We start from the raw sequence: 22,391 nt of genomic DNA, 5'->3' as shown, positions 1-22,391 counted from the left end.
GGAAACCCTCAACATTGGTGCCCTGACTAGCCGTCGACGACATCTGCATAGTCCGGGTGCTTGGCGAAAAAGCGGCTCATGAAGGGACATTTCAAGATCGCTTTACGGCCGGTTTTGCGGAGCAGTTCGAAGGTCCCTTGGGCCAATCGCGACGCGATCCCTTGTCCGGAAAATTCCGACGGGACTTCGGTGTGTATCAGCGCGACCTTCCCGCCCTCGAGCCGATAGTAGGCCGCCGCAAACATATCGCCGGCGATCGGCAGCTCGAAACGGCGCTGTTGGACGTTTTCAACGAGTTGTGCATCCATCTCTATCTCTCGATTGTATGTCACGTCTGTCACCGGAGGGAGATTGGCCGACCGCTATCGCATCGCCGGCAATCGCAGGGTGACGGTCGTGCCTGCCCCGAGCGTGCTCTGAAGGTCGATGCTTCCGCCTGACTGCTCGACAAAGCGCTTCACCATCGGCAAACCGACGCCGCCGAGGCCTTCGCTTTTGGTGGTGAAGAACGGATCGAAGGCGCAGACCATTGTCTCGCAGGTCATCCCGATACCGTTGTCCGCGACACGGATATCTACCTGACCGGCGGTAGAGCTTTCAGAGGCCAAGCCGGCATCGATCGAGATGAAACCGCCGTCAGGCATTGCATCGCGCGCGTTGAACAGAAGATTCAGAACCGCATTTTGCAATCCAAAGCGGTCGCATCTCACCAAAGGCAGGTCGGATCCAACCCGAAGCTCAAGACCGAAATTGGCATCCAAGGCGCTCCGCACGAGGGTTTCGATCTCAGCCAGGCAAGCACCTACGTTTGTGCATTCGATTTCCGCGTGGCTCTCTCGGGCCAGGCTGATGGTTTGCCGGACAAGGTCCCCAGCCCGTTCCAAAGCCGTTTTGGCGCCGGCAATTACAGGCCCAAGCGCCGGAGCCGCTTGGATGCTCGGATCGCGGGCCAGGTGGTTCAACGCCGACGACGCGACCTGAATGAGATTGCCCAGGTCATGGACGATGCCGGCCGTCGACATTTGCACGGACATACTACTTCCAGAACCATCGGGCGGGCTGTCGAAGACATCTTCTTTTATGTCCGGACGAAACATTTCATGCCCCCGCTTGGCTCAGCCGACACCCATTTGCTTCAATACGCTATAATTCACGGCATTTATTTTCCATTATATCTAAGAAGGCTCCGATACATACTTCTGTATATCCAAACGATAGACCAAGCTCTATTGATAACCGATTCCGCTGATGTAGTTGGCAAGCAGCCGTTCCTGCAGTTCCTCTTGTTTGAAAAGCGCCTTCATCGCATCACGGATATCGAGGACGCCTAGCGGTTTCGAGTCAGCCCCGAGCACCGGCACATTCTGCAGGCCTTGCGCGGCCATGGTCTGCCAGACTGAATGAAGATCATCATCGGGACCACAGGACACGATGGACCGGCTCATCAATGCCGCAATCGGCGCTTCTGTTGGCCCTGAATTGGCCAGATGGCGGACAAGGTCGGACTTGCTCAGCACGCCTGCCGCCTCCCCACTGCCGTGGCACACCACGACCAGGCCTATTGCGGGCCTGGAAAGTGAGAGTGCCGCACTGCGGAGTGGAGCGTCGACATCGACCACCATGAGACGGGCCGATATTACTGGATGCAGACTGTCAATTCGCATGACGCCCTCCTGAGAGCGCCTCGCGGCCGCGGCCGGGAGGCTGAGATCGGTTCCAGTGTTGGTCGCCGAGCTCGGCGCCTTCGCCCGGCCGGTCAGAATGGCGCACAAACAAGCGCCATTCTGACCCATTCCAAAGATTAGCTCAGTGCTGCTTTGCTCAGGCCAAACTTCGCATCGCCCGAGCCCGGGACGGGTTTGAAGCCGATATTCAGACGGTTCCAAGAGTTGACCGCCATGACAACGAAGGTCAGATCGGAGATTTCCTTCTCGGAAAGCTGCGACCTGACCCGATCGTAGATCTCGTCGGGGACGCCCTGCTCGGGCAGCTTGGTCAAGACTTCCGTCCATGCCAAGGCTGCGCGCTCGCGAGGAACGAACAAGGTCGAATCCCGCCAGGCTGCCAGGTGGTAAAGGCGCAGTTCGCGCTCGCCATGGATCTTCGCCTGTTTGACGTGCATATCGAGGCAGAAGGTGCACCCGTTCAGCTGCGCGGCTCGGACTGCAACAAGGTCGCGGATTGGCTCTTCGATCGACCCCTCTCGCGTCGCACCAAGAAATTCAATAAATTTCTTCAGAAGTTCCGGCGACTGCTCGGCATAACTCGCGCGTTGGGCGACGGCTTTTCCCTTCGGAGCGACCGGTGACGCTGCAATATTCATTACTTATCTCCTTGAGGTGTTTGCAATCCATTGCAGCGTAAGGATGACCGGTGAGACGAACTGTTGCTATCGTGCCGATGATATGTATTGCCACTCGATTGGGTTGGGGCGCCTAAACCGAAGTATAGCAGGTGGAAATTGGCACCTGACCGCTGCCCTCGGCAATTCGCTTTGGCGCAGGCATGCGACGGGCGCGCGGCGTTTGGGTCACCTTAAGGGCGAGGCTGAACCGACCGGTGTCGATAGAACCTGGATCGAAACTGCGTTCACTCTTCGAAGGGAGCGTTCATCACAAGATCAACTGCCGAAGTCGCCTTGTAGCCTGAAACAAAGCGCTCGCCGAAGTCCCGGGCAAAGTTGTCGTAGGTGGTTTCCGGCCTGACCTCGGCGATATGGCAAAAGCATCGCGTCATCCGTCGCTTCATTTGGAGGCGTGGAAACTCACCGATGATCTTTGCAATCTCGGCTGACGAAATGAGGCTGTATTGCAAGCCGACGACATCGAGACAGATGCCGGCTGTGCAAAGCGCCACCTCAGCCTCCTTGTAGAGGCCGATTGACGGCGTCGAGTTGAGGGCGACGCTGTCCCAGATCAATTGGGCGCGCCGCTCGTCGAAGCCGCCTTCCCGAACGAAGGTGCGGGCAAGATCGGCGCCTTCCACTTCGAAACGGCGCGGCCCGGCGAAGTCCTCATTGAGCGTGACGTCATGCAACAGGGTTGCAACGGCAACAACCTCCGCGTCGTGCTGGATATTCTGAATCTGTCCGATCCGGGCCGCGAAAAGCCAGGATCGGACCACGTGGTTGAACAGGTAGGGTTCACATCGCTGGCGGGCATGTTCGATCGCTCGGCCAACAAGCGGAGTATCGGGGACCAAAATCCCCGCAAGCGTGCGGATGGCGATCGAATTCATGTCACTGACCGTCCCTTCGCGTACGCCCCGATGGTCCCGGGGGCTACGATTTCATTTCGCGTTCGTCGTCAGTTCCGTCTCGCTGGTGTCGACGACGAAAATAGCAAGCAGACGAGCGCCTTCCGTCTTGCTGGCGTTTTCGCTGACGGCATGACGGTCGCCAGGGAATTCCGAGAAACTCTCGCCGGCGCGATAAGTCTTCACCGGCCCGTCGTTGACCTGGCTTCGGATCGCCCCCTCCAGGACCGTGGCATAGATGAACGCGGATTTGGGATGGGTATGAGCCGGCGACGTACCCCCAGGCGCGTACTCGACGAGCACGGCTTTCATGCTCTTGCCGGGCACGTTTGGAAGAGCCTGGTCGTAGACAAGCTTTACGTTGGCGGCGTCATTGGCCATTGCTGCGGTGACGGAAGCGGAGGTGAGCGCGGCGCAGAGAAGTGTTTTGATCATGTCTGGTCTCCTTGTTGTGCGAATGGCGGGCCTGTCCGATGATTACTTACTTCGGTGGTGTGTATCGGCTGAGCCAATCATCGAAACGCACGGCGCCGATGCGCGCGTTCTCGCCGGGCACCAGCGTTCGATCGTCGATTGCCACTTGGCCGTAGTAGAGCGCGCCGGGATCCGGGACGACTTTGCGCGGGTCGTTGGTGGCCTTCAGGAAGCGCTCGACAAGTTCGCTCATGCGAACACGCTCCGGGCCGGCAATTTCGATCATGCCGTTCAACGGCGCGGCAAGCGCGACGTCCGCCATCGCATCGGCAACATTATCAGCCGCCATGGGTTGGAAGTAGGCCGGCGACATATGAATGGTATCCCCGACGGCGCCCGTGTTTGCGATGGCGGCGGTGAATTCGAAGAATTGAGTGGCGTGAACGATGGTGTAGGGAATTCCGGACTCCCTGATCAGCTTTTCCTGAAGCAACTTGCCGCGGAAATAGCCCATGCCCTGCAGCCGGTCGGTACCGACGACCGACAGCGCCACGTGATGACGGACGCCGGCGGCCGTTTCGGCGGCAAAAAGATTACGCCCGGATGCCTCGAAGAACTCCAGGGCAGCTTTTTCCTCGAACGACGGCGAGTTCGCGAGGTCGACGACGACCTGCGCACCGGCAAGCGCGGCCGCCAGACCCTCTCCCGTAACGGTGTTGACGCCCGAATTCGGCGACGCCGCAAGCACGTCGTGTCCTTTGTTTCGCAGTCTCTCCACGGTCTTTGAACCGATCAGCCCGGTTCCGCCGATGACGACGATCTTCATGTCTGGTCTCCTGGTGTTGCGTGTCTATTTTTCGTTGCTCGATCGGATGCTGGGCGTTTCCGGCCTGCTACTGACTGACCGATGCAGCAGCATCCTCGATGAGTGACGTGACCTCGTCGGGATGCGAAACCATGAGCGCATGGGACGCACCCTCGATGACGACGGTCTTTACCGCATGCGCACGCTTGGCCATGAAGCTCATGACGGCTGCCGGGATGTTCCGGTCATCCGAGCCGTAGATCATGTAGGACGGCAGCGTCTTCCATGAGGCGACGCCCGAGGCTTCAGCCAGAGCCGCCTGCGCAACAGGGCGTTGAGTGGCGGCCATCAGCAAAGTCTGCTCTTGCGGAACGTCGGCGGCGAACTGGGCGCGGAACTTGGCCGGCTCGATGAAGAGGTCTTGTCCGCCGTCCGGCAACGCGACTGGAGCAAGCGCGCTCCCCAAGGTGCTGCCGGGAAACATGCTGGACAACGTAAGGCTCGATTCGCCGGTATCCGGCGCGAAACCCGCCACGTAGACCAATGCCTTCACATTGGGATTGCCATTGGCGGCCTCGGTGATGACAGGCCCGCCGTAGGAATGCCCCACCAGCACGACCGGCCCGGAAACCGACCGGACGATGGCTGAGACTGCTTTCGCATCGCTGGCAACGCCGCGGAGCGGATTAGCTGCGGCTATCGCTGCATAACCGTCTTTGCTGAGCTTGGTGATGACTGCATCCCAGCTCGACGATTCCGCGAAGGCACCGTGCACCAGTACGATCGTCGGCTTGGGCTGAGAATTCGCGGCCTGCGCCATCCCGCCGCCCGACGCGGCAAGCGCTGCGGTGAGGGCCAGGACTCGAGTTATGTTTCGCATTTGCTTTCTCCCGTGTGGCCTGTGGTGACCAATGCTCAGGAGAATGCGCCGACGCGGCCCGCCAACCTATTGTGCGGAAGGGTCTGTCATACAATGCCAAGGTGCAGGGTAGGTCACCAGGGAGATCAGGTGCCCTGCAGCATGATTGAGGTATCTATGCGGGGTGTGCATTGGCGGCGGTCGCCGGAACAGACACTGAGGGCGCGCGGCCAGAGAGTTGTGTTTGCAAGACGCCGCTGCCGCCGTGGCGAGAGCCTGGCGCGGTCGATCCGTTGAGCGCTGGTGAGCCGGCCGGATCGAACACGGCGGCAAAGCCTCCTCTCGTCAACGACATAGTTCCTGGCCTTCGGCCCGCATCGCCCAATGCCTTGGTATGGGTCAAACAGCCGGACCGGCGTTATTCGCCAGTCTATTGGCGCGACATCGCAGTCGTGGCTCAGAGCACTGCCATCCCGCCGTCGACCCGCAGATTGATGCCCGTGACGAAACTGCTCGCGTCCGAGGCAAGGAACAGGGCGGCTTTTGCCAGCTCTTCCGGCTGCCCCATCCGGCCCAAGGGTATTGCCTCCGCCATCGCCTTTTCAAACAGCCCGCGCTGCTCAAACGGTACGCCTAGCTTATCGAGAATAGCCGTATCCACCGGACCTGGGCTGAGCACGTTGACCCGGATGCCGCGAGACTTCAGTTCGATCGCCCAACCGCGCGCAAAGGCATTTATGGCCGCCTTCGAGCCCGCGTAAACAGCATGACCGTCCAGAACCTTCTCGCTGGCCAGCGAACCTGTGAGGATGATTGCGCCGCCATTCCGCATGACCGGAATCAGCTTCTGGACGCCGAAGAAGACGCCTCGCGTATTGACGGCAAATTGCGCATCATATTCTGCCTCGGAGACGTCGGCCGAGTGCGTGATGGTGTTTATGCCGGCGTTCGCCATATAGATGTCGAGCGCCCCGAACCTCTGGCGGATCTGCTGCGCTACCTCGTCATGGTGCGACACGTCGGCCACATTTCCCTGAATGCCCAGCGCGCCTGCCCCGATCTGTGCGACCGCTTCCTCGACCGCCTGCCGCCGGCGGCCGGTAATGACGACTTGCGCGCCCTCGGCCGCAAAGATTTTTGCAGCCGATAGTCCGATCCCGCTGTTTCCGCCGGTGACCACCGCGATCTTGCCCGAGAGTACGCCCATGTCGTTCCTGCCTTCGAAAAATAGCGCCGGTGCTGCTGCGATAGTCGCAACTGCTGGCCAAGAAAATTTCACGCCGAATTGAGACCGCCAAAATGAGCGGCAATCGCAAACGGCTACCGATTGATAAACTCCCGGCGCTTAGCCAGTTTGACGACTTGGAGAGCGCTTTGGCCTTCAAGGCACAACAAGCGCGCGGCGGCGACCCCCGACAGCGCGACGTAGTGTCGAACGCCGGCGATCGCCTCCGCGCTGCACAGGCGCAGTTGCCCGAGCGGCAGCCGTGGCGCAGCATATGTTTCGCGCCTCTGCCAGCGCTCCAGCTCGATGGCGCAGTGGTTCGGTTCCACAATCCGGGACATGAGCCGACAGAACCAGCATTCAGGCCACCGCTCGGCTATGCGAGCGCACAAGGATTGACCTGGCGCGCCACCCGAAATGCGGTTCAGGGCGCGCGAAATATTGCCAAAGGTGGTCATCGGCGGCTCCAAGGAATTGCGGAGAACATGCAGTCGTGACTGAGGGCGTGCTATCCTTTGATGAAGGCGAGCAGGTCAGCATTGACCTGATCTTGGTGCGTGGCCGTGATCCCGTGGGGCGCGCCGGGGTAATAGATATCCTTTGCGCCTTTGATCAATCGGGCCGACTTGACTGCCGAGTCCTTGACGGGGACGATCTGATCGTCTTCGCCATGCAGGACGAGGGTTGGTACGTCGAACTTCTTGAGGTCCTCGGTAAAATCGGTCTCGGAGAACGCCTTGACGCTTTCGTACGCGTTCACGAGACCCGCCTGCATGCTCCAGAGCCAGAACTGATCCAGAGTCCCCTGGGAAACCTTGGCGCCCGGCCTGTTCGCGCCATAAAACAACGGTGCGAGGTCCCGGTAGTACTGCGAACGATCCTTGACGAGGCCAGCCCTTATGCCGTCGAATACCTCGATCGGCAGACCTTCCGGATTGGCCGGCGTCTTCACCATGATCGGCGGAACAGCGGCGATAAGAACAGTCTTGGCCACCCGCTTCGTCCCGTGCCGTCCGATATAGCGAGCAACCTCGCCTCCTCCGGTGGAATGGCCGACCAGCGTGGCGTCCCGGAGATCCAGCGCCTCGATCACGGCTGCAAGATCGTCCGCATAGCCGTTCATGTCGTTGCCGGACGTGGCCTGGCTCGATCGGCCATGGCCGCGCCGGTCATGCGCAACGACGCGAAAGCCGTTATGGGCAAGAAAGAGCATCTGGCCATCCCAGGCGTCGGAATTCAGCGGCCAGCCGTGCGAAAACGTGACGACAGGACCCTTGCCCCAATCCTTGTAGTAGATTTCGGTGCCATCCTTGGTCGTGATGGTGCTCATCGTCTTGGTTCCTTTGATTGAGGGGGAAGAGGAAGGTTTCGTTTTCGGCTCGTTGCCGAAGCAGCGCGGGGCAGTCCGGCGGCAACCGTAGAGATCAGGCCTGCCAACAAGACATCGCGGCGAGATCCGCCGACGGAGAAAAGTCCGTCTTTGTTCATCATGTCCATCCATGTGCTTTGAACATCCTGCTCACCATCACGACCGTCGAGTCGGCCTGTGCGGTCGCGTTCGGGGAGGAGCGAGCGAGGAGCGGTAGAAACGCGACGGTCGTGATGGCTTGCGAGGAACAGGATGCACCGATCCGGGCCGCGAACCTACTCTACGGAAGCATCTGTCATACGATGCCAAAGTGCAGGGCAGGCACGCCGAAGATAGGGCCGGGCTAAGGCAAGCTCTTATAGACACACGTCAATTTAGGCTTGGGTAGCGGCGCGGGGACCGACGCGGCATGGCCGGCGTCAGTTGCTGATGCATGAAATGTTGCGAGTTTGTCGGTCAGACTGGCGCCGCCAAAGAGCGCCGCTCAGTGGTAACCGATGTTTGGCGCGGGCCTTGCCGCGAAACACCCAACAGGACCACCGATGTACATCAGGATCACCCGCAGCAGCACGAGCGTACCAGAGGCAGGAAGGCCTGGGCGCGCTGAGAAAGCACCTGAAATGGCCGGGCGCGCCGGGCGATCCTATTGGATGGGGCATGGATCGGCTTGTGCCAAATTCTAGACCTCGCGCATCGGCGCGGGCAGCGTTTCCCACGCCCGGATCAGCTCACCGATGGAAGCGGCTTCCATCTTGCGCATGACATTGCCGCGGTGAAGCTTGACCGTCACTTCACTGATGCCGAGGTCGAAGGCGATCTGCTTGTTGAGGCGTCCGCGCGCCACTTCACGCAGGACCTCGCGCTCGCGCGGCGTCAGCGTCTCGACGCGCTCGATGTTGCGCTTGACGATCACGGCATCCGCCCGCCGCTTGGCATCCACCGCAATGCCGGCGATCACAGCGTCAAGCAGCGTCTGATCCCGCGCCGGTTTGGTGAGAAAGTCCACGGCGCCGGCCTTCATCGCCTGGACAGTCATCGGGATGTCGCCATGCCCGGTCAGGAAGATGATGGGTTTGGGGTTGCCGTTTTTCGCAAGATGGTGCTGCAGATCGAGACCGCTCGTCCCCGGCATGCGCACGTCGAGGATCAAGCAGCCGGGGCTCTCCAACACGTCGGCGTCAAGCAATTCACGGGTTGAGGTAAAGCACACCGGCAGGAAACCCGCCGACAGGATCAATTCAGACAGCGCCTCCCGAACAGAGGCATCATCATCGACAATAATGACCAGCGGCTGCTCGGCTTCAGTCCTTCGCTGCTCTGATGATGGCGCCGATCTCGGTAAGGGCAATTGGTCAACTCTCATGTTTAGCCTCCGTTTCTGGGTTGCGTAAAGCGTCGCCGATCGCCGCAAGCAGTGCCTGGCCATCGAACGGCTTGCGGAAAAGCCCGCCAATGCCCTTGGCGCGGTGCTGATCCACTATCTCGTGGCGGCCGGTGATCAGGAACACAGGCAGGTCCGGACGCGCCTTCTTGACCAAGTCGCGAAGTTCAAAGCCGTCCATGCCGGGCATCCCGATGTCGGTGATAAGCATGTCCAATCCAGACAGGCCGCTGACCAGCAACGCCCCCGCCGACGAGAAGCTGCGGGCCACATAGCCGGCGGACTCCAGAAGGTCCTCCAGCGACTCGAGCAGTCTTGGGTCATCGTCGACAATCGCCACGACAGGCCTCCGCTTGCTCACCCTCAACTCCCCCCTGCCCTGCGCGAGTGCGTGATCGGTATTCCCAATCGCTCGGCGATGCGCACTAGGTCGGCGAGCGACGCCGCGACCATCTTCTGCATGACGTTCCTTCTATGAATTTCCAGCGTAACTTCGCTGATCCCCAGTTCAGCGGCGGCCTGCTTGTTGAGCAAGCCGCTGACCACCAGCGGCAGCACCTCACGTTCGCGCGGCGTCAGCTCGAGATAACGTTGCTTCAACACGCCCAGCTCGGCGCGCTCCGATCGCTGTACCCGATCCTGGGCAATCGCCGCATGGATTGCGGCCATGAGGTCTGCATCGCTGAAGGGCTTAGTCAGGAAATCCACGGCGCCGTGCTTGATCGCACGCACCGAGGACGGGATATCGCCATGTCCCGTTAGGAAAACGATCGGCGGATGATCGCCCTCGGCAATCTGCCGCTGCAGATCGAGGCCGTTAATATCCGGCAACTCGATATCGAGGATGAGGCAGGCAGAGACGTCCGGCTTGTCAGCGCGGATATAATCGCCCGCCGATCCGAACGCTACGGCACGCATGCCATGTGCGGCCAGCAGCTCACTGAGCGCCTCCCGGATGCGTTCATCGTCATCTACGATGAAGACAATTTGGCCGTCCGTCGTCATGACGCCGCTTTCGCTTCAATCGGCAACGTGAAGATAAACGTCGCTCCACGTGGTTCGTTCTTCTCGACCCATAAACGCCCGCTGTGCGACTCGATGATCGAACGGCAGATCGCCAGTCCCATGCCCATCCCTTGCTCTTTCGTGGTAAAGAACGGTTCGAATATCCGGTCGGGAAACTCGACGCCCCGGCCGCGATCTCTGACTTCGGTCTGGACAACATCCCCGATATGGCGCACGCGAATGCTGATAACTCCGTCATCCGCACCAGAGTCCATCGCCTCCATGCCGTTGCGGATGAGATTGACCAGAACCTGCTGGATTTGGACGCGATCGAACGCGACTAGCGGAATGTCGCTTCCGACATCAACGCTGATGCGAACGCCCCGCCGCATCGCTTCCTCGGTCACGAGGTCGCGTGCCTCTGCGATGACACTGCTGAGCGTCGCATTGGTCCTCGTCTCGGTGGATTGCTTGAACAGCGCGCGAATGCGGCCGACGACGTCCGCCGCCGAATTGGCGTCCCGTATAATGCGCTCGGCCGTAATCTTCGCGCGTTCGACGTTCGGCGGGACGGCGCCCAGCCAACGGTGGCATGCATGGGAATTGGCGACGATCGCGGCCAGCGGCTGATTCACCTCGTGCGCGATCGAAGCGGAAAGCTCGGCGAGACTTGCAGCCTGAGTGGCTTGCGCGAGTTTGTCGGAGGCTTGTCGCAGCGCTTCCCGCGCGCGCACCTCTTCGTCGATGTCGAGGGAAACTCCGTACCATTGCACAACCGCCCCGTCTTCATCACGCCGCGGCTCGACCCTGCACTCCGCCCAGCGATAGCCACCTGTTTCGCGCCAGCGAAACCGCATCGCGGAACCGCCGCCTGTTTCGAAACAGCTCAGCAACGTGCGCAGCACCTCGGGAGCATCTTCGGGATGAACCAGTTCTTGCAGCAATGCCTCGATGCGCGGCTCTCCGAGTGTTTCGAAATTGGCGATGACGGCGCGGAAATGGTCCTGGTACCGCTTGTTGAAGTAGACCGGCCCGCCGGTCGGCACCGCGCTCCAAATGCGGACCGGCACAGCGTCGATCATCTGCTGAAGCTGCAATTCGCTCCGCCGCAGCGCCTCTTCGGCTTGCATCTGATCGTCTATGTCGTGACAGAGGCCGTACCACTGCACGATCAGGCCAGCGTGATCGCGCATCGGCTCTGCCCGGCTCGACATCCAGTGATAGACGCCATCGGCGCGGCGCAGGCGATACCTCATGGAGAAGCGCTCGCCGGTAGCAAGGCAGTGACTGAGCGTATCGCCGAATGCTGCTGCGTCGTCCGGATGGACGGTGGCCGCTATCATCGCCGCCAGCCGGCCGATGCCCTGTTTGTCCAAATCCGTTACGTCAAGGCCGAGAAAATCGACCATTCGCTTGTTGAAAAAGGTCGGCTCGCCGTCCGGCGTCAGGCGCCAAACGTGGCTCGGAACCATGTCGACAAGCTGCGAGAGCTCCCGCTCCCGGTCGCGTAATGCCTCCTGCGCGCGCACCTCATCGTCGATGTCGATGCTGGCCGTGTACCATTGCACGATCGCCCCACTCTGGTTCCGCAGCGGCTCGGCGCGGCCCTCCCTCCAGCGGTAGACACCGTCAGCGCGACGCAGGCGATACCTTATGGGATAGGGTTCGCCGGTGGCGAGGGAGCGGCTGAGCCATTCTCTCATCCTGGGTCCATCGTCGGGATGGACGGCTGCCGCGACCACGGTCGCCAGGCGGCTCGTGCCCGGCTTGTCCCAGCCCGCGATGTCGTTGAGGCCGATATAGTCTGTCGTGCGCTTGCTGAAGAAGGTTGGTTCGCCGTTGGGCGCCATACGGGCGATGTGAGCGGGGATCATTTCGACCAGCAACGAGAGTTCTCGCTCCCGCTCCCGCAAGGTCTCCACACTTTGGCGCAAAGTGAGCACCGCCGCCTGATGCTGCCTGGAAATGGCGGCCACGACGAGCGCCGAAAATGCAGAGATGGCCAGAAAAAGCTGCAGCATGATCTGGTTGTGCTTCTGGGACTCGGGATCGCCGGCAAATTGGCTGGCGCCGGATATCGTGAATACCGCCGTGATCAGAGCGAGAACGGTCAATGCTACGGCGGCGCCTCGGAACTCAAAGCGCACCGCGGCCCAAAGAAGAGGCGGCATGATGATGTAGGCGAAGGGCAGATAGCCGCTCAAGGAAAGGGCGGCGATACCAAGAAAGATCAGCCCCAGGACGCAAGCTTCCATCCACCGCGCCGCCGAGAGCTGCGCCTTGCCGCGCCAGTTCTGGAACACGACCAGCGCCAGTGGCGCTACGATCAGGACTCCCGTCGCGTCTCCGATCCACCACAGCGGCCAAGCCGTCGCAAAGGTTTGCGATTGTATGCCAAACCACGCAAGCGCCGCACTTCCCACCGTCGCGCTTGCAACTGGCGCAACTCCAGCGGCCAGTGCGACGAATGCGAGAACGTCCCGCAACGTTTCCAGCCGAACTGGGCGCTTGCAGGTCTGGTTCACAAGCCATGCGCCGGCCACCGCTTCAAGAGCGTTGCCGGCAAAGATCAGGAAGGCCGCGGGCAGCGGAGTGTGGAACCACAAGAAGTTGCTGAACAGTTCTGCCAGACAGCCCCCCAGCACCCACCACGGCCAGCTATACCTGGAGGCGAAGACAAGCGTAGCGATGAAAAGCCCGCTCGGAGGCCAAATGGAAATCCCTGTTCCAGGTATGATTGCGAGCGACTGGGCGAAGCCGCAGCCCAGGACATAGGCCGTAATAAAAAGTCCCAGATGCAAGAATTGGGGACGGTGCGACCAGGCGCGCGACAACCTGCCTCTTTCAAGATCGCTGATCATGTTGCCGCGAATCAGGCCCGGTTCATTCGTCGCGAAAGATCGGCCACTTCCCGATCCGGATCGGTCCAAGTCATGCGTTAACGCGCGCGTTGCGCTGGAATCGGTCTCGCCAAGTGAGTTGGGCGCTATCGTCATCGGGTGCCCCTGACGGACAAACAAACTCTGGAGATTGTCGGCGCTTCGTGTAGCACTTGCTCTTGATAGCTGGACTGGGCTGACGGACTCACGTAGCCACCCTAATCCCGCCACGCCCCAACCGCACCTCATGGAAATCCATGCATTGCACGGGGCGGCGGCGCCCCTTCACCGAGAGCCGAAAAAACCAAGCGCTTACTGAGCGCCGCCAGTTATTGCGCAGCTTTCGCTTCAACCGGGAGGGTGAAGATGAATGTCGCCCCACGCGGCACGCTATTCTCCGCCCAAAGGCGTCCGCCGTGAGACTCGATGATCGAACGGGAGATCGCGAGCCCCATGCCCATTCCGTTCCCTTTCGTTGTAAAGAACGGCTCGAATATCTTGTTAGGACGTTCGATACCCGGGCCTCGGTCGCGGACCTCGGTCTGGATCGTGTCCTCTATCCGGCGCACGCGTATTCCGAGAACCTTGTCGCCCGCCGTGGTGTCCATCGCCTCCATGCCGTTGCGAATGAGGTTGACCAGGACCTGCTGAATCTGGACGCGATCGAACGCAACCAGCGGAAGGTTGCTTTCGACGTCGATGTCCATGCGAACGCGACGCCGCATGGCTTCCTCGGCCATAAGGTCACGTGCTTCGGCAACGACGCTGGGGATCGGTGTGCTGGTTCTCATTTCAAGCGAAGGTCTGAACAAGGCACGGATGCGGCTGACGACATCCGCCGCCGAGTTGGCATCGCGGATGATACGCTCGGCCGTGATCTTCGCGCGCTCGACGTTCGGGGGCTCGGCGGACAGCCAACGGTGGCATGCGTTGGAGTTGGCGACGATGGCGGCCAGCGGCTGGTTCACCTCATGAGCGATGGATGCGGAGAGTTCGGCAAGGCTCGCCGCCTGGCTCGCACGCGCAAGTCTCTCTTGTGCCAGCCGAAGCTCCTCTTGTGTCCGCATCTCATTTTCGATGTCGAGGCAGATAACGTTCCACTGCACGATGGCGCCTTCAGCGTTGCGCATCGGCGCGGCGCGCGTCTCGACCCAGCGATATTCACCATCGAAGCGCCGCAGACGGTGCCGTCGCGCATACGGCTCGCCTGTGGACAGACAATCGGCATATCTCTCTTTGACACCTGTCAGGTCGTCGGGATGAACACCGGCGTCGAGTGTGCCAGCCAGCCGGGACTTTCCCGCTTCGTCCAATTCCTCAAGATTGTATCCGAGGAATTCGCGGAGCTGCTGGCTGCGATATATCGGTTCGCCATTCGGCGCGGCGCAATCGATCATTGCCGGCAGCGTTTCAACGAGCTGCCAGAGAGCCCGTTCTCTCTCGCGCAGCGCCTCTTCGACGCGCAGCTGATCGTCGATGTCGTGCGTAAGGCCGTACCATTGGACGATGCGTCCACCCTGGTCCCGCAGCGGCTCCGCGCGGCCCTCCATCCAACGATAAACGCCATCGGCACGGCGCAGGCGATACTTCATGAAGAATCGCTCGCCGGTGGCAAAGCAGCTGTCGAGTGCTTCCCTCAGGCTGGCTGCATCGTCGGGATGGACGACGGTGGCAATGAAGGCCGCCAGCCGGCTCGTGTCCGGCTTTTCCGCGTCCGCTATGTCCAGGCCGAGAAAATCTATCAGGCGCTTGTTGAAGAAGGTCGGCTCACCGTTGGGAGACAGCCGCCAGAGGTAGCTCGGAACCATGTTGACGAGTTGCGAGAGCTCTCGTTCCCGGTCGTGCAACGCGGCTTGCGTGGTCACCAGGTCATGGATGTCGACGCTCACGCCGTACCATTGGAGAATGCTGCCATCTTCGTCGCGCAGCGGCTCGGCGCGAGTCTCGGTCCAGCGATAGCGGCCGTCGGCCCGCCTCTGGCGATATCTCTGAACGTAAGGCACGCCCGTTGCGAATGAATGGCGGATCGCCTGCCGTGCGGTGTCGATATCGTCTGGATGGATCACGCTCAGCGACGGCGAGCCGTCCGGGGCGGTGATGTCGTGGAGCGTGGCCCCGGTTACATCGGTGAACCGTTTGTTGACGTAGGAAGGCGTCCCTTCCCGTGTCGTACTCCAGATCAAAGCGGGCACGGTGTCGATCAGCTGCTGAAGGCGCCGCTCACTTTTGCGCAACGCCGCCTGCGCGCGCACCTCATCGTCGATGTCGAGAGAAACCCCGTACCACTGCACGACCGTTCCGTCGTCATCGCGTCGCGGCTCGACCCTGCACTCAGCCCAGCGATAGGTGCCGTCTTTTTCGCGCCAGCGAAACCGCATCGCGGAGCCGCCGCCAGTTTCGAAACACCTCAGCAACGTGCGCTGCACCTCGGGAGCATCTTCGGGATGAATCACCTCGTGCAGCAACGTTTCGATGCCCGGCTCGCCGAGCGCGTCAAAGTTCGCGATAACGGAGCGGAAATGGTCCTGGTATCGCTTGTTGAAGTAGACCGGCCCGCCGGTCGGCATCACGCTCCAGATGCGGACCGGCACGGCGTCGATCATGTGCTGAAGTTGCTGCTCGCTCTGCCGCAACGCCGCTTCGGCGTGCATCTGATCGTCTATGTCGTGACAGAGGCCGTACCACTGGACGATGCGGCCAGCGTCATCGCGCATCGGCTCCGCCCGGCTCGACATCCAGCGATAGACGCCATCGGCACGGCGCAGGCGATAGCGCATCGCGAAGCTCGCACCGGTAGCGAAGCAACCACGCAGTGCATCGCCGAATGCTGCCGCGTCGTCCGGATGAACGGCGGCCTGTATCATCACCGCCAGCCGGCTCATGCCCGGTCGGTCCAGATCCGCTACATCGAGGCCGAGAAAGTCGACCATGCGCCCATTGAAGAAGATCGGCTCGCCGTCGGGACCGAGCCGCCAGATGTGACTCGGGACCATGTCCACGAACTGCGAGAGTTCCCGCTCCCGGTCACGCAATGCTGACTCGGCCCGCTTCTGGTCCTCAATGTCTATTGTCGTGCCGTACCATTGAACGATGCGCCCCTGGCTATCGCGAAATGGTCGTCCTGAGCTTCGAAACCAGCGATAGACGCCATCGGCGCGCCGCAGACGATGCTCGGTATCATAGGGATCGCCGGTTTCGAGGCAATGCCGCCATCTGGCGGCTACAGGATCATGATCATCGGGATGGACGGCTCGACGCCAGCCGAAATCATCGTCGTCTTCGGAAGTGTTGAGATCCTCATGCATGTTGCCGAGGAACGCCAGCGTGTTTGGGCTGACATAGGTGAATCTTCCGGCGGCATCGGCTGCCCACGCGTGGCCGGGCATGCTCTCGATGATTTGCAGCGCAAGCGTTGCTTCGGGGTCGATTTCGCCAAGTGAGTTGGACGCTGCTGTCATTGGCTTCTCCTGTCGGACAAAAAAGCCTGGGGACGGTCAGCGCTTGATATAGCACTTGTTTTCAATATCTGGACAGGCGAACTCACCGCCTAAATCTAGTTCCGCCATGCCTCGGCTGCATCTCATGGAAATCCATGCATTGCGCGGAGATATCGCCGCTACTGGGGCCCTAACGATGGCCTCGCGCGAGGAGCGACGCGGATCGATGCATCAACACCTACCACTGGGAATACGAGCCGGACAGGTAAGACGCTCGGCTGCCTCTTCGTCGGCTGCAGAGTGAAACCGGAAAAACCTCTGCATTCGTCATCCCTGTCTCGTCCGGTTAAGACGGCTCATGAGATAATCTGGAAGCCTCTCCCGACCAATACATCTGTTCCAAAGTATAGGGCGTGGACGCGGTTTTAGTTCTGCGGAGCGGCTTGGCGGCCGAGCAATTGTTTGGCGACAATGAGACAGGGCGCAGCGACCGCGAACAGCAGGACGAGCGCGAAGAAAGCTTCGTCGAACGAGATCGTGGCGACCTGCTTCTCAAGCGCGCGCTGCAGCAGCGGCAGGGCGGCCTTTGTCGCCGCAGTGCTGTCGACACTGTTCGCCAGAGCATTCGCAGTTGCTCTCAAGCGCTGGTCTACGGCTGGATCGCCATTGACGAGGTGGGACGCCAGTATCGTCCGGTTGTGGACATTCTGGTGATCAATATACGTTTGCAAGAGGGCTGTGCCGGTCAGACCGCCCACCTGCTTGCCGAAGTTGAATAGCCCGATGCCAAACGGCAGCGCATTGGCGGCAAGGCCCTGCAGCGTAACCAGCGTCAGTGCCACGAACAGAAGGCCGAGGCCGAATCCTCGCAGCAGCAGAGCAAGGGTCAGGTCCGGTGATCCGCTACCGCTCGTCGAAGCGGACAGCAGCCACATGGCGCCTGCGAAGAGCAGAATGCCAAATGGCGCAAGCGTGATCGGGCGCATCCCGGTCCTTTGGATGACGAAGCCGGACAACAGAACCTGATCGGTAGTTCGTACTGAACCTCAGCACAGGTCGTATTATCAGTCAGCCGGATTCCTCAGGCGCGCGAACGTGCCGGCGCGGACCTCCGTATTGCCGAAGACCGCCTACGAGAAATCCACTTTGAAGTAATTCCGGATCATCCCGTGGCAGCAATGATCGCAGAGAGCGCCCTCTTGAAGAGTTCGGTTGTCTTAGCGTTCACCTATTTTGAAAAGCGCGCGCAACACGCGTTCGCTGTGCGGCAGTTGCGACAGTCATGAAAACAACCCGCTATCTTGCCGCCGGCTAACGCGGTGCGACACGCAGCCCGGCGGCATCGAAGAGATGCATGCGCTCCGGCGGCAGAGCGAGGTTGATCGGCGGCCCTTGCGATTCAACGCCCTGCTGCTTGAGAACGGCGATCAGTTTGCTGTCGCCGGCAATGGTGGCGTGGACAACTGTTTCCGGTCCCAACGCCTCGGCCAGCGTTACCCGCGCTTCCACCGATCCCTTGCCGCCATTCGAAAGTTGGATGTCGTGTGGCCGGATGCCAAGCGTCGCGTCGTCTCCCGGTTTCAGCGCGACCCCGTCGGCGGCGATCGAGGCCGACAGCCCGCCTGGACCTTCGACACGCACCTCGGCGCCGCTTGCCGAACGCACCTTCACCGGCAGCAGGTTCATCCGCGGCGCGCCGATGAAGCCGGCGACGAACAGGTTGGCCGGCGCGTTGTAGAGATCGAGCGGCCGGCCGACCTGTTCGATCCGCCCCGAGCGCATGACCACGATGCGGTCCGCCAGCGTCATCGCCTCGATCTGGTCATGGGTGACGTAGACCATCGTGGTTGCCAGCCGCCGGTGCAGGCCCGCCAGTTCAGCGCGCATGGTGATGCGCAGTTCAGCATCGAGGTTGGACAGCGGTTCATCGAGCAGAAAGGCGGTCGGATTGCGCACCACCGCACGGCCGATCGCCACGCGCTGCTTCTGACCGCCCGACAATTGGCCGGGCCGGCGGTCTAGATAGGGAGCAATTTCCAGCATGCGCGTCGCTTCCGTGATCCGCGCGTCGATCTCGGCCTTCGGCATACGAATGTTTTCAAGCCCGAAGGCGAGGTTCTGGCGCACGCTCATGTGCGGGTAGAGCGCGTAAGACTGGAACACCATCGCCAGACCGCGCTGCGCGGCCGAAACGTTGGTGACGTCGACCCCGTCGATCTCGACCTTGCCGTCGGTCGGCCGATCGAGCCCGGCAATCAACCGCAGCAGCGTGGACTTGCCGCAACCCGACGGGCCGACGAGGACCAGCATCTCGCCGTCACCGACGTCGAGGTTGATACCGTGCAAGATCTTCATCTTGCCGTAAGCGCGATCAATGTTGGTCAGCGTTATCCGTCCCATGACATCCTCACTTCAGCCCGGTGCCGGCAATGCCGGAAGTGATGTAACGCTGCAGGAAGACGAAGACGAGGACGACGGGGATCATCGTCACCACGGTCATCGCCAGGATGTAGTGCCACTGCACGTTTAGCTGGCCGGCATAGGTGTTGAGGCCGACCTGGAGTGTGTAGAGTTCCTTGCGCGACAGCACCACCAGCGGCCACAGAAAGTCGTTCCAGCGCCAGACGACCGAGAAGATCGCCAGCACGGCGAGCGCCGGTGCTGCAAGCGGCAATACGATGCGCCAGTAGATCTGCCATTCGGAAGCGTTGTCCATGCGCGCCGCATCGAGCAGCTCGTCGGGGATGGTCAGCATATATTGGCGCAGCAGGAAGACGCCGGTTGGCGTAGCCACCGTCGGCAAGATCACGCCCCACAGCGAATCGAGCAGTCCGACGGCGCCCACCACCGAATAGAGCGGCACCAGGATGACCGACAGCGGCACCATCAGCGTACCGACGATCACAAGCATCGTCAGATCGCGACCGCGGAACTTGTATTTCGACAAGGCGAAGGCGGCCATCGAATTGGTGAGCAGCGTGATCAGCGTTGCCATTGCCGTCACAAAAACCGAATTGCGCAGATAGCGCAGGAAGTCGAAATGGACGAAGGGCTCGGTGTAATTCTCCGTCGCGAATCCGATTTCGCGCACCGGCTGCCGGTCGGCGATGTTGACCTTCACGATATCGTTCGGCGCCTGCGGATCCACCATTTGCGCCACGATGCCGATGCGCCGCACCTCGGCCAGCACCTTGGTCGAACCATCCGGCAACTTCACCCTGTAGAGGGTCAGCGGCTTGTCGTAGCCTTCGACCCTCGCGTGTTGGCTGACATAAGGCATTATGGTCGGCGGGAACTCGGCGAGCTGTGCCGGCGTCTTGAATGACGAACCCACCAGCCAGACGGCCGGGCCGAACATGATGACAACGCCGCCGAGCAGCCACAGCCAGCTCACGATATCCGTCCAGTGCCAGCCGCGACCGCCGCGCCGGCGGGTCAGGAATGTCATCACGCCGCTCATTCGCGGGCTCCTTTCCGCTCACCCCGGCGTCCGACCTGCAGCTGAACCAAGGTGAGCACGACCAGCACCAACCCCATCAGGATCGAAGCCGCCGAAGCCAGCCCCGGATTGCGCAGCAGGGAGGCGAAGCCGATCTCATAGATGTACTGCGTGATATAGAGGGTCGAGGTTCCCGGCCCTCCACCCGTCAGCACATAGACTTCGTCGAAGATCTGCACAGCGCGGATCAGCGCCAGTACGATGACGACAAGCAGATTCGGCATCAGCAGCGGCAGCGTGATGCGCCAGAACACCCGCGCCGGCTTCGTGCCGTCCATCTCGGCCGCTTCGTAAAGGTCGCGCGGGATCGCCTGCAATCCGGCAAGCAAGATCAGCGTATAGAAGCCCATATGTGCCCAAACCGAAACGCTGACCGCGGCGGTGAAAGCCCAGAAACGATCTGTCAGCCAGTTGTGCGGCTCGCCGCCCAGATCATGGACGATCAGGTTGAGCAGGCCCTGGCGCTGCAGGATCCAACGCCAGATCAGGCCGGTGACGACGGGCGACAGCAGCACCGGAAAGAAGAACACCGCGCGCCAGAAGCTGCGCCCGACGATCTCGCGGTTGAGGATCAACGCTGTCGCCATCGACACGACCGTCATCAGCGTCACCTGCACGACGACGAACAGGCCGGTATTGTGCACGGCCTTCCAGAAGAGATCCTCGTGGCAAGTGGCAGTGTCCAGGTAGTTGCCGCAATCGAGCAGGCGCTGATATTGCTCGAGCCCCACATAGGTTCGGTCCTGCAGGAAGTAGGCCGTTCCCGACGTGGCCGAATAGAAAAAGTTGATGATCATCGGCACCAGGACGAAAATGCCGAAGATCGCCATGTTTGGGGCGAGGAAGAACGCGGCCATGCCGCCGGTGCCCGTGGCTCGCTGCCAGAACTTCAGCGGCACGTTGACGATCGACGCCAGCCACACGACCGGCGCCGCGAGGGCGGCGCCAATCCATGCCTTCAGTGTCGCGGCGGCGGTCACTTCGCCTCGGCAACCTTGTCGGCGATATCCTGGTCGATCCTGCCCCAGGCATCGTCGAGGCTGAGCTCGCCGGCCATCACCTGGCTGACGCGCGTCACCAGCGCGGCGAAGTAAGCGTTGGCCCACTTCCACGGCGGCAGTGCATCGGCCGCCGGCAGGGTTTCACCCGCCGCCTTGACGAACTTGTCGAGCGCCGGACCGACGTTCTTGTCGGCCGAGACCCATTTCAGCCCGCCCTTGTCTACGACGCCCTTGTGCGCGGGCAGAAACAGCGTGCGCTCGCTGAACTCTTTTACCACGTCTTCACGGGCTAGATAATCCATGACCTTGGCGACGTCCTTGGGATTCTTCGTGTATTTGATGGCGACCAGCGCCGCGCCGCCCTTCACGCCCGAACAGCCTGCGGTACCGCAAGGCGAGCCGGTCGCCACCCAGTCGAAACTGTCGCCGATCTTGGTCGACAGATTGGCGACCTGCCAGCTGCCCGAATAATAAAACGGGATCTGGGCGTTGATGAAGTCGTCGGCGGCCGCGCGATAGGTCGAGCCTGCCGCCGAAACCCAGGTATCCTTCAGCATCAGGCCCTTGGCGGTCCAGTCGACGAGCCTGCCGACGAAAGCCTTGGTGCCGTCGTCCACTTTCGCCGGCATGCCATCGGGGCCGATATAGTTCGCTCCGAAGGAGACATTCGGGCCCGAAATGCGGTGACCGGAACGGTCGATGGCGAAGGCAGCCGGAAGCTGCTGGCTCTTCGCCACCTCGGCGGCGGCGTTGATCCAGTCGTCCCAGGTCGCCTTGTCACCGGGCAGCGGCACGCCGGCCTGTTCGAACAGCGTCTTGTTGGCGAAGCCGCCGGTGAGCGTGAGCTGGGTCATGAAACCCGGGATGGCGTTGGAGCCGTCGGGGCGCATCCAGTCCAGCGTGTCAGCGAAATTGTCCTCCCAATATTTCGGATCGGCCACCAGTGGCCTGAGATCGAGCCAGTGCTGGGCAAGCTCCTTGATGTTTGTGACGCGGGCGATGTCCGGACCCTGGCCGGCTTCGAGCTGGATGGGCAACTGCTCCTGGATCACCTTGTAGGCGACGTTGTCGAGCGTGACGTGGATGTCGGGATTGTCCTTCATGAAGCGGTTCAGAATGTCCTGGATGACATCGCCCTCGACACCGTCCGAATACCACATGATGCGCAGGTCGCCGGCAAACGCGCTGGTCGATGCGAGCAGACTGACCGATAGCGCGGCCAGCAAAGTGCGGGTCTTATTCATGCTTCGTCTCCTCCTTTA

At 61.3% G+C, this 22,391-nt stretch carries 20 protein-coding genes and 1 pseudogene; all 21 read right to left on the bottom strand.

Annotated features, from left to right (window positions below; translation table 11 throughout):
• Positions 1–26: 26 nt before the first annotated feature.
• Positions 27–308 (bottom strand): GNAT family N-acetyltransferase, encoded by a 282-nt coding sequence (locus NKJ91_RS12530; RefSeq protein WP_352455795.1) that lies wholly within the window; start codon positions 306–308, stop codon positions 27–29.
• A gap of 54 nt (positions 309–362) precedes the next feature.
• Entirely contained in the window at positions 363–1,097 is a 735-nt protein-coding gene (locus NKJ91_RS12525) for a sensor histidine kinase (protein ID WP_352455794.1), read from the bottom strand.
• A gap of 129 nt (positions 1,098–1,226) precedes the next feature.
• Positions 1,227–1,664 carry a CBS domain-containing protein gene (locus tag NKJ91_RS12520; protein WP_352455793.1) on the bottom strand — a complete coding sequence of 146 codons (438 nt, stop codon included), beginning with the start codon at positions 1,662–1,664 and terminating at the stop codon, positions 1,227–1,229.
• Positions 1,665–1,801: 137 nt separating this feature from the next.
• A complete protein-coding gene (locus NKJ91_RS12515; protein ID WP_023674208.1) occupies positions 1,802–2,323 on the bottom strand; it encodes a carboxymuconolactone decarboxylase family protein in 522 nt (173 codons plus the stop codon).
• 266 nt (positions 2,324–2,589) lie between these two features.
• Positions 2,590–3,237, bottom strand: coding sequence for an HD domain-containing protein (locus NKJ91_RS12510; RefSeq protein WP_352455792.1), 648 nt, complete (start codon positions 3,235–3,237; stop codon positions 2,590–2,592).
• Between the two features lie 51 nt (positions 3,238–3,288).
• Entirely contained in the window at positions 3,289–3,690 is a 402-nt protein-coding gene (locus NKJ91_RS12505) for a cupin domain-containing protein (protein WP_352455791.1), read from the bottom strand.
• Between the two features lie 46 nt (positions 3,691–3,736).
• Positions 3,737–4,495, bottom strand: a complete 759-nt coding sequence (locus NKJ91_RS12500; protein ID WP_023674205.1) for an SDR family oxidoreductase — start codon at positions 4,493–4,495, stop codon at positions 3,737–3,739.
• Between the two features lie 67 nt (positions 4,496–4,562).
• A complete protein-coding gene (locus NKJ91_RS12495) occupies positions 4,563–5,354 on the bottom strand; it encodes an alpha/beta fold hydrolase (protein WP_352455790.1) in 792 nt (263 codons plus the stop codon).
• 436 nt (positions 5,355–5,790) lie between these two features.
• Complete coding sequence (locus NKJ91_RS12490) at positions 5,791–6,540, bottom strand: glucose 1-dehydrogenase (protein ID WP_352455789.1); 750 nt, start codon at positions 6,538–6,540, stop codon at positions 5,791–5,793.
• Between the two features lie 113 nt (positions 6,541–6,653).
• Positions 6,654–7,016, bottom strand: coding sequence for a hypothetical protein (locus tag NKJ91_RS12485; protein ID WP_352455788.1), 363 nt, complete (start codon positions 7,014–7,016; stop codon positions 6,654–6,656).
• Positions 7,017–7,066: 50 nt separating this feature from the next.
• Positions 7,067–8,046 (bottom strand): annotated as a pseudogene (locus tag NKJ91_RS12480) (alpha/beta fold hydrolase).
• A gap of 560 nt (positions 8,047–8,606) precedes the next feature.
• The gene (locus NKJ91_RS12475) at positions 8,607–9,290 is read right to left on the bottom strand and encodes a response regulator transcription factor (RefSeq protein WP_352455875.1); all 684 of its coding nucleotides are present in this window, start codon (positions 9,288–9,290) and stop codon (positions 8,607–8,609) included.
• On the bottom strand, positions 9,280–9,669 hold the full coding sequence (locus NKJ91_RS12470; protein WP_023716983.1) for a response regulator: 390 nt from the start codon (positions 9,667–9,669) through the stop codon (positions 9,280–9,282). The genes NKJ91_RS12475 and NKJ91_RS12470 overlap by 11 nt, the downstream gene beginning before the upstream one ends.
• A 2-nt stretch (positions 9,670–9,671) precedes the next feature.
• Complete coding sequence (locus NKJ91_RS12465) at positions 9,672–10,313, bottom strand: response regulator transcription factor (RefSeq protein WP_352455787.1); 642 nt, start codon at positions 10,311–10,313, stop codon at positions 9,672–9,674.
• Positions 10,310–13,174 (bottom strand): sensor histidine kinase, encoded by a 2,865-nt coding sequence (locus tag NKJ91_RS12460; RefSeq protein ID WP_502903584.1) that lies wholly within the window; start codon positions 13,172–13,174, stop codon positions 10,310–10,312. Before NKJ91_RS12460 ends, NKJ91_RS12465 begins: the two co-directional genes overlap by 4 nt.
• A 347-nt stretch (positions 13,175–13,521) precedes the next feature.
• A complete protein-coding gene (locus NKJ91_RS12455) occupies positions 13,522–16,650 on the bottom strand; it encodes a PAS domain-containing protein (protein ID WP_352455786.1) in 3,129 nt (1,042 codons plus the stop codon).
• 404 nt (positions 16,651–17,054) lie between these two features.
• Positions 17,055–17,645, bottom strand: a complete 591-nt coding sequence (locus tag NKJ91_RS12450) for an MFS transporter (RefSeq protein WP_352455785.1) — start codon at positions 17,643–17,645, stop codon at positions 17,055–17,057.
• Positions 17,646–17,940: 295 nt separating this feature from the next.
• The gene (locus tag NKJ91_RS12445; protein WP_023674193.1) at positions 17,941–19,029 is read right to left on the bottom strand and encodes an ABC transporter ATP-binding protein; all 1,089 of its coding nucleotides are present in this window, start codon (positions 19,027–19,029) and stop codon (positions 17,941–17,943) included.
• A 7-nt stretch (positions 19,030–19,036) separates the two neighbouring features.
• Positions 19,037–20,089 (bottom strand): carbohydrate ABC transporter permease, encoded by a 1,053-nt coding sequence (locus tag NKJ91_RS12440; RefSeq protein ID WP_023674192.1) that lies wholly within the window; start codon positions 20,087–20,089, stop codon positions 19,037–19,039.
• Positions 20,086–21,108 carry a carbohydrate ABC transporter permease gene (locus NKJ91_RS12435; protein WP_502903579.1) on the bottom strand — a complete coding sequence of 341 codons (1,023 nt, stop codon included), beginning with the start codon at positions 21,106–21,108 and terminating at the stop codon, positions 20,086–20,088. The genes NKJ91_RS12440 and NKJ91_RS12435 overlap by 4 nt, the downstream gene beginning before the upstream one ends.
• On the bottom strand, positions 21,105–22,373 hold the full coding sequence (locus NKJ91_RS12430) for an ABC transporter substrate-binding protein (protein WP_352455784.1): 1,269 nt from the start codon (positions 22,371–22,373) through the stop codon (positions 21,105–21,107). The genes NKJ91_RS12435 and NKJ91_RS12430 overlap by 4 nt, the downstream gene beginning before the upstream one ends.
• Positions 22,374–22,391 lie beyond the last annotated feature (18 nt).

This window comes from Mesorhizobium sp. M0040 (assembly GCF_040323505.1).
Classification (GTDB): domain Bacteria; phylum Pseudomonadota; class Alphaproteobacteria; order Rhizobiales; family Rhizobiaceae; genus Mesorhizobium.
Note: the sequence above shows the minus strand (reverse complement) of the source record. Positions and strands in the feature narration are given on the sequence as shown.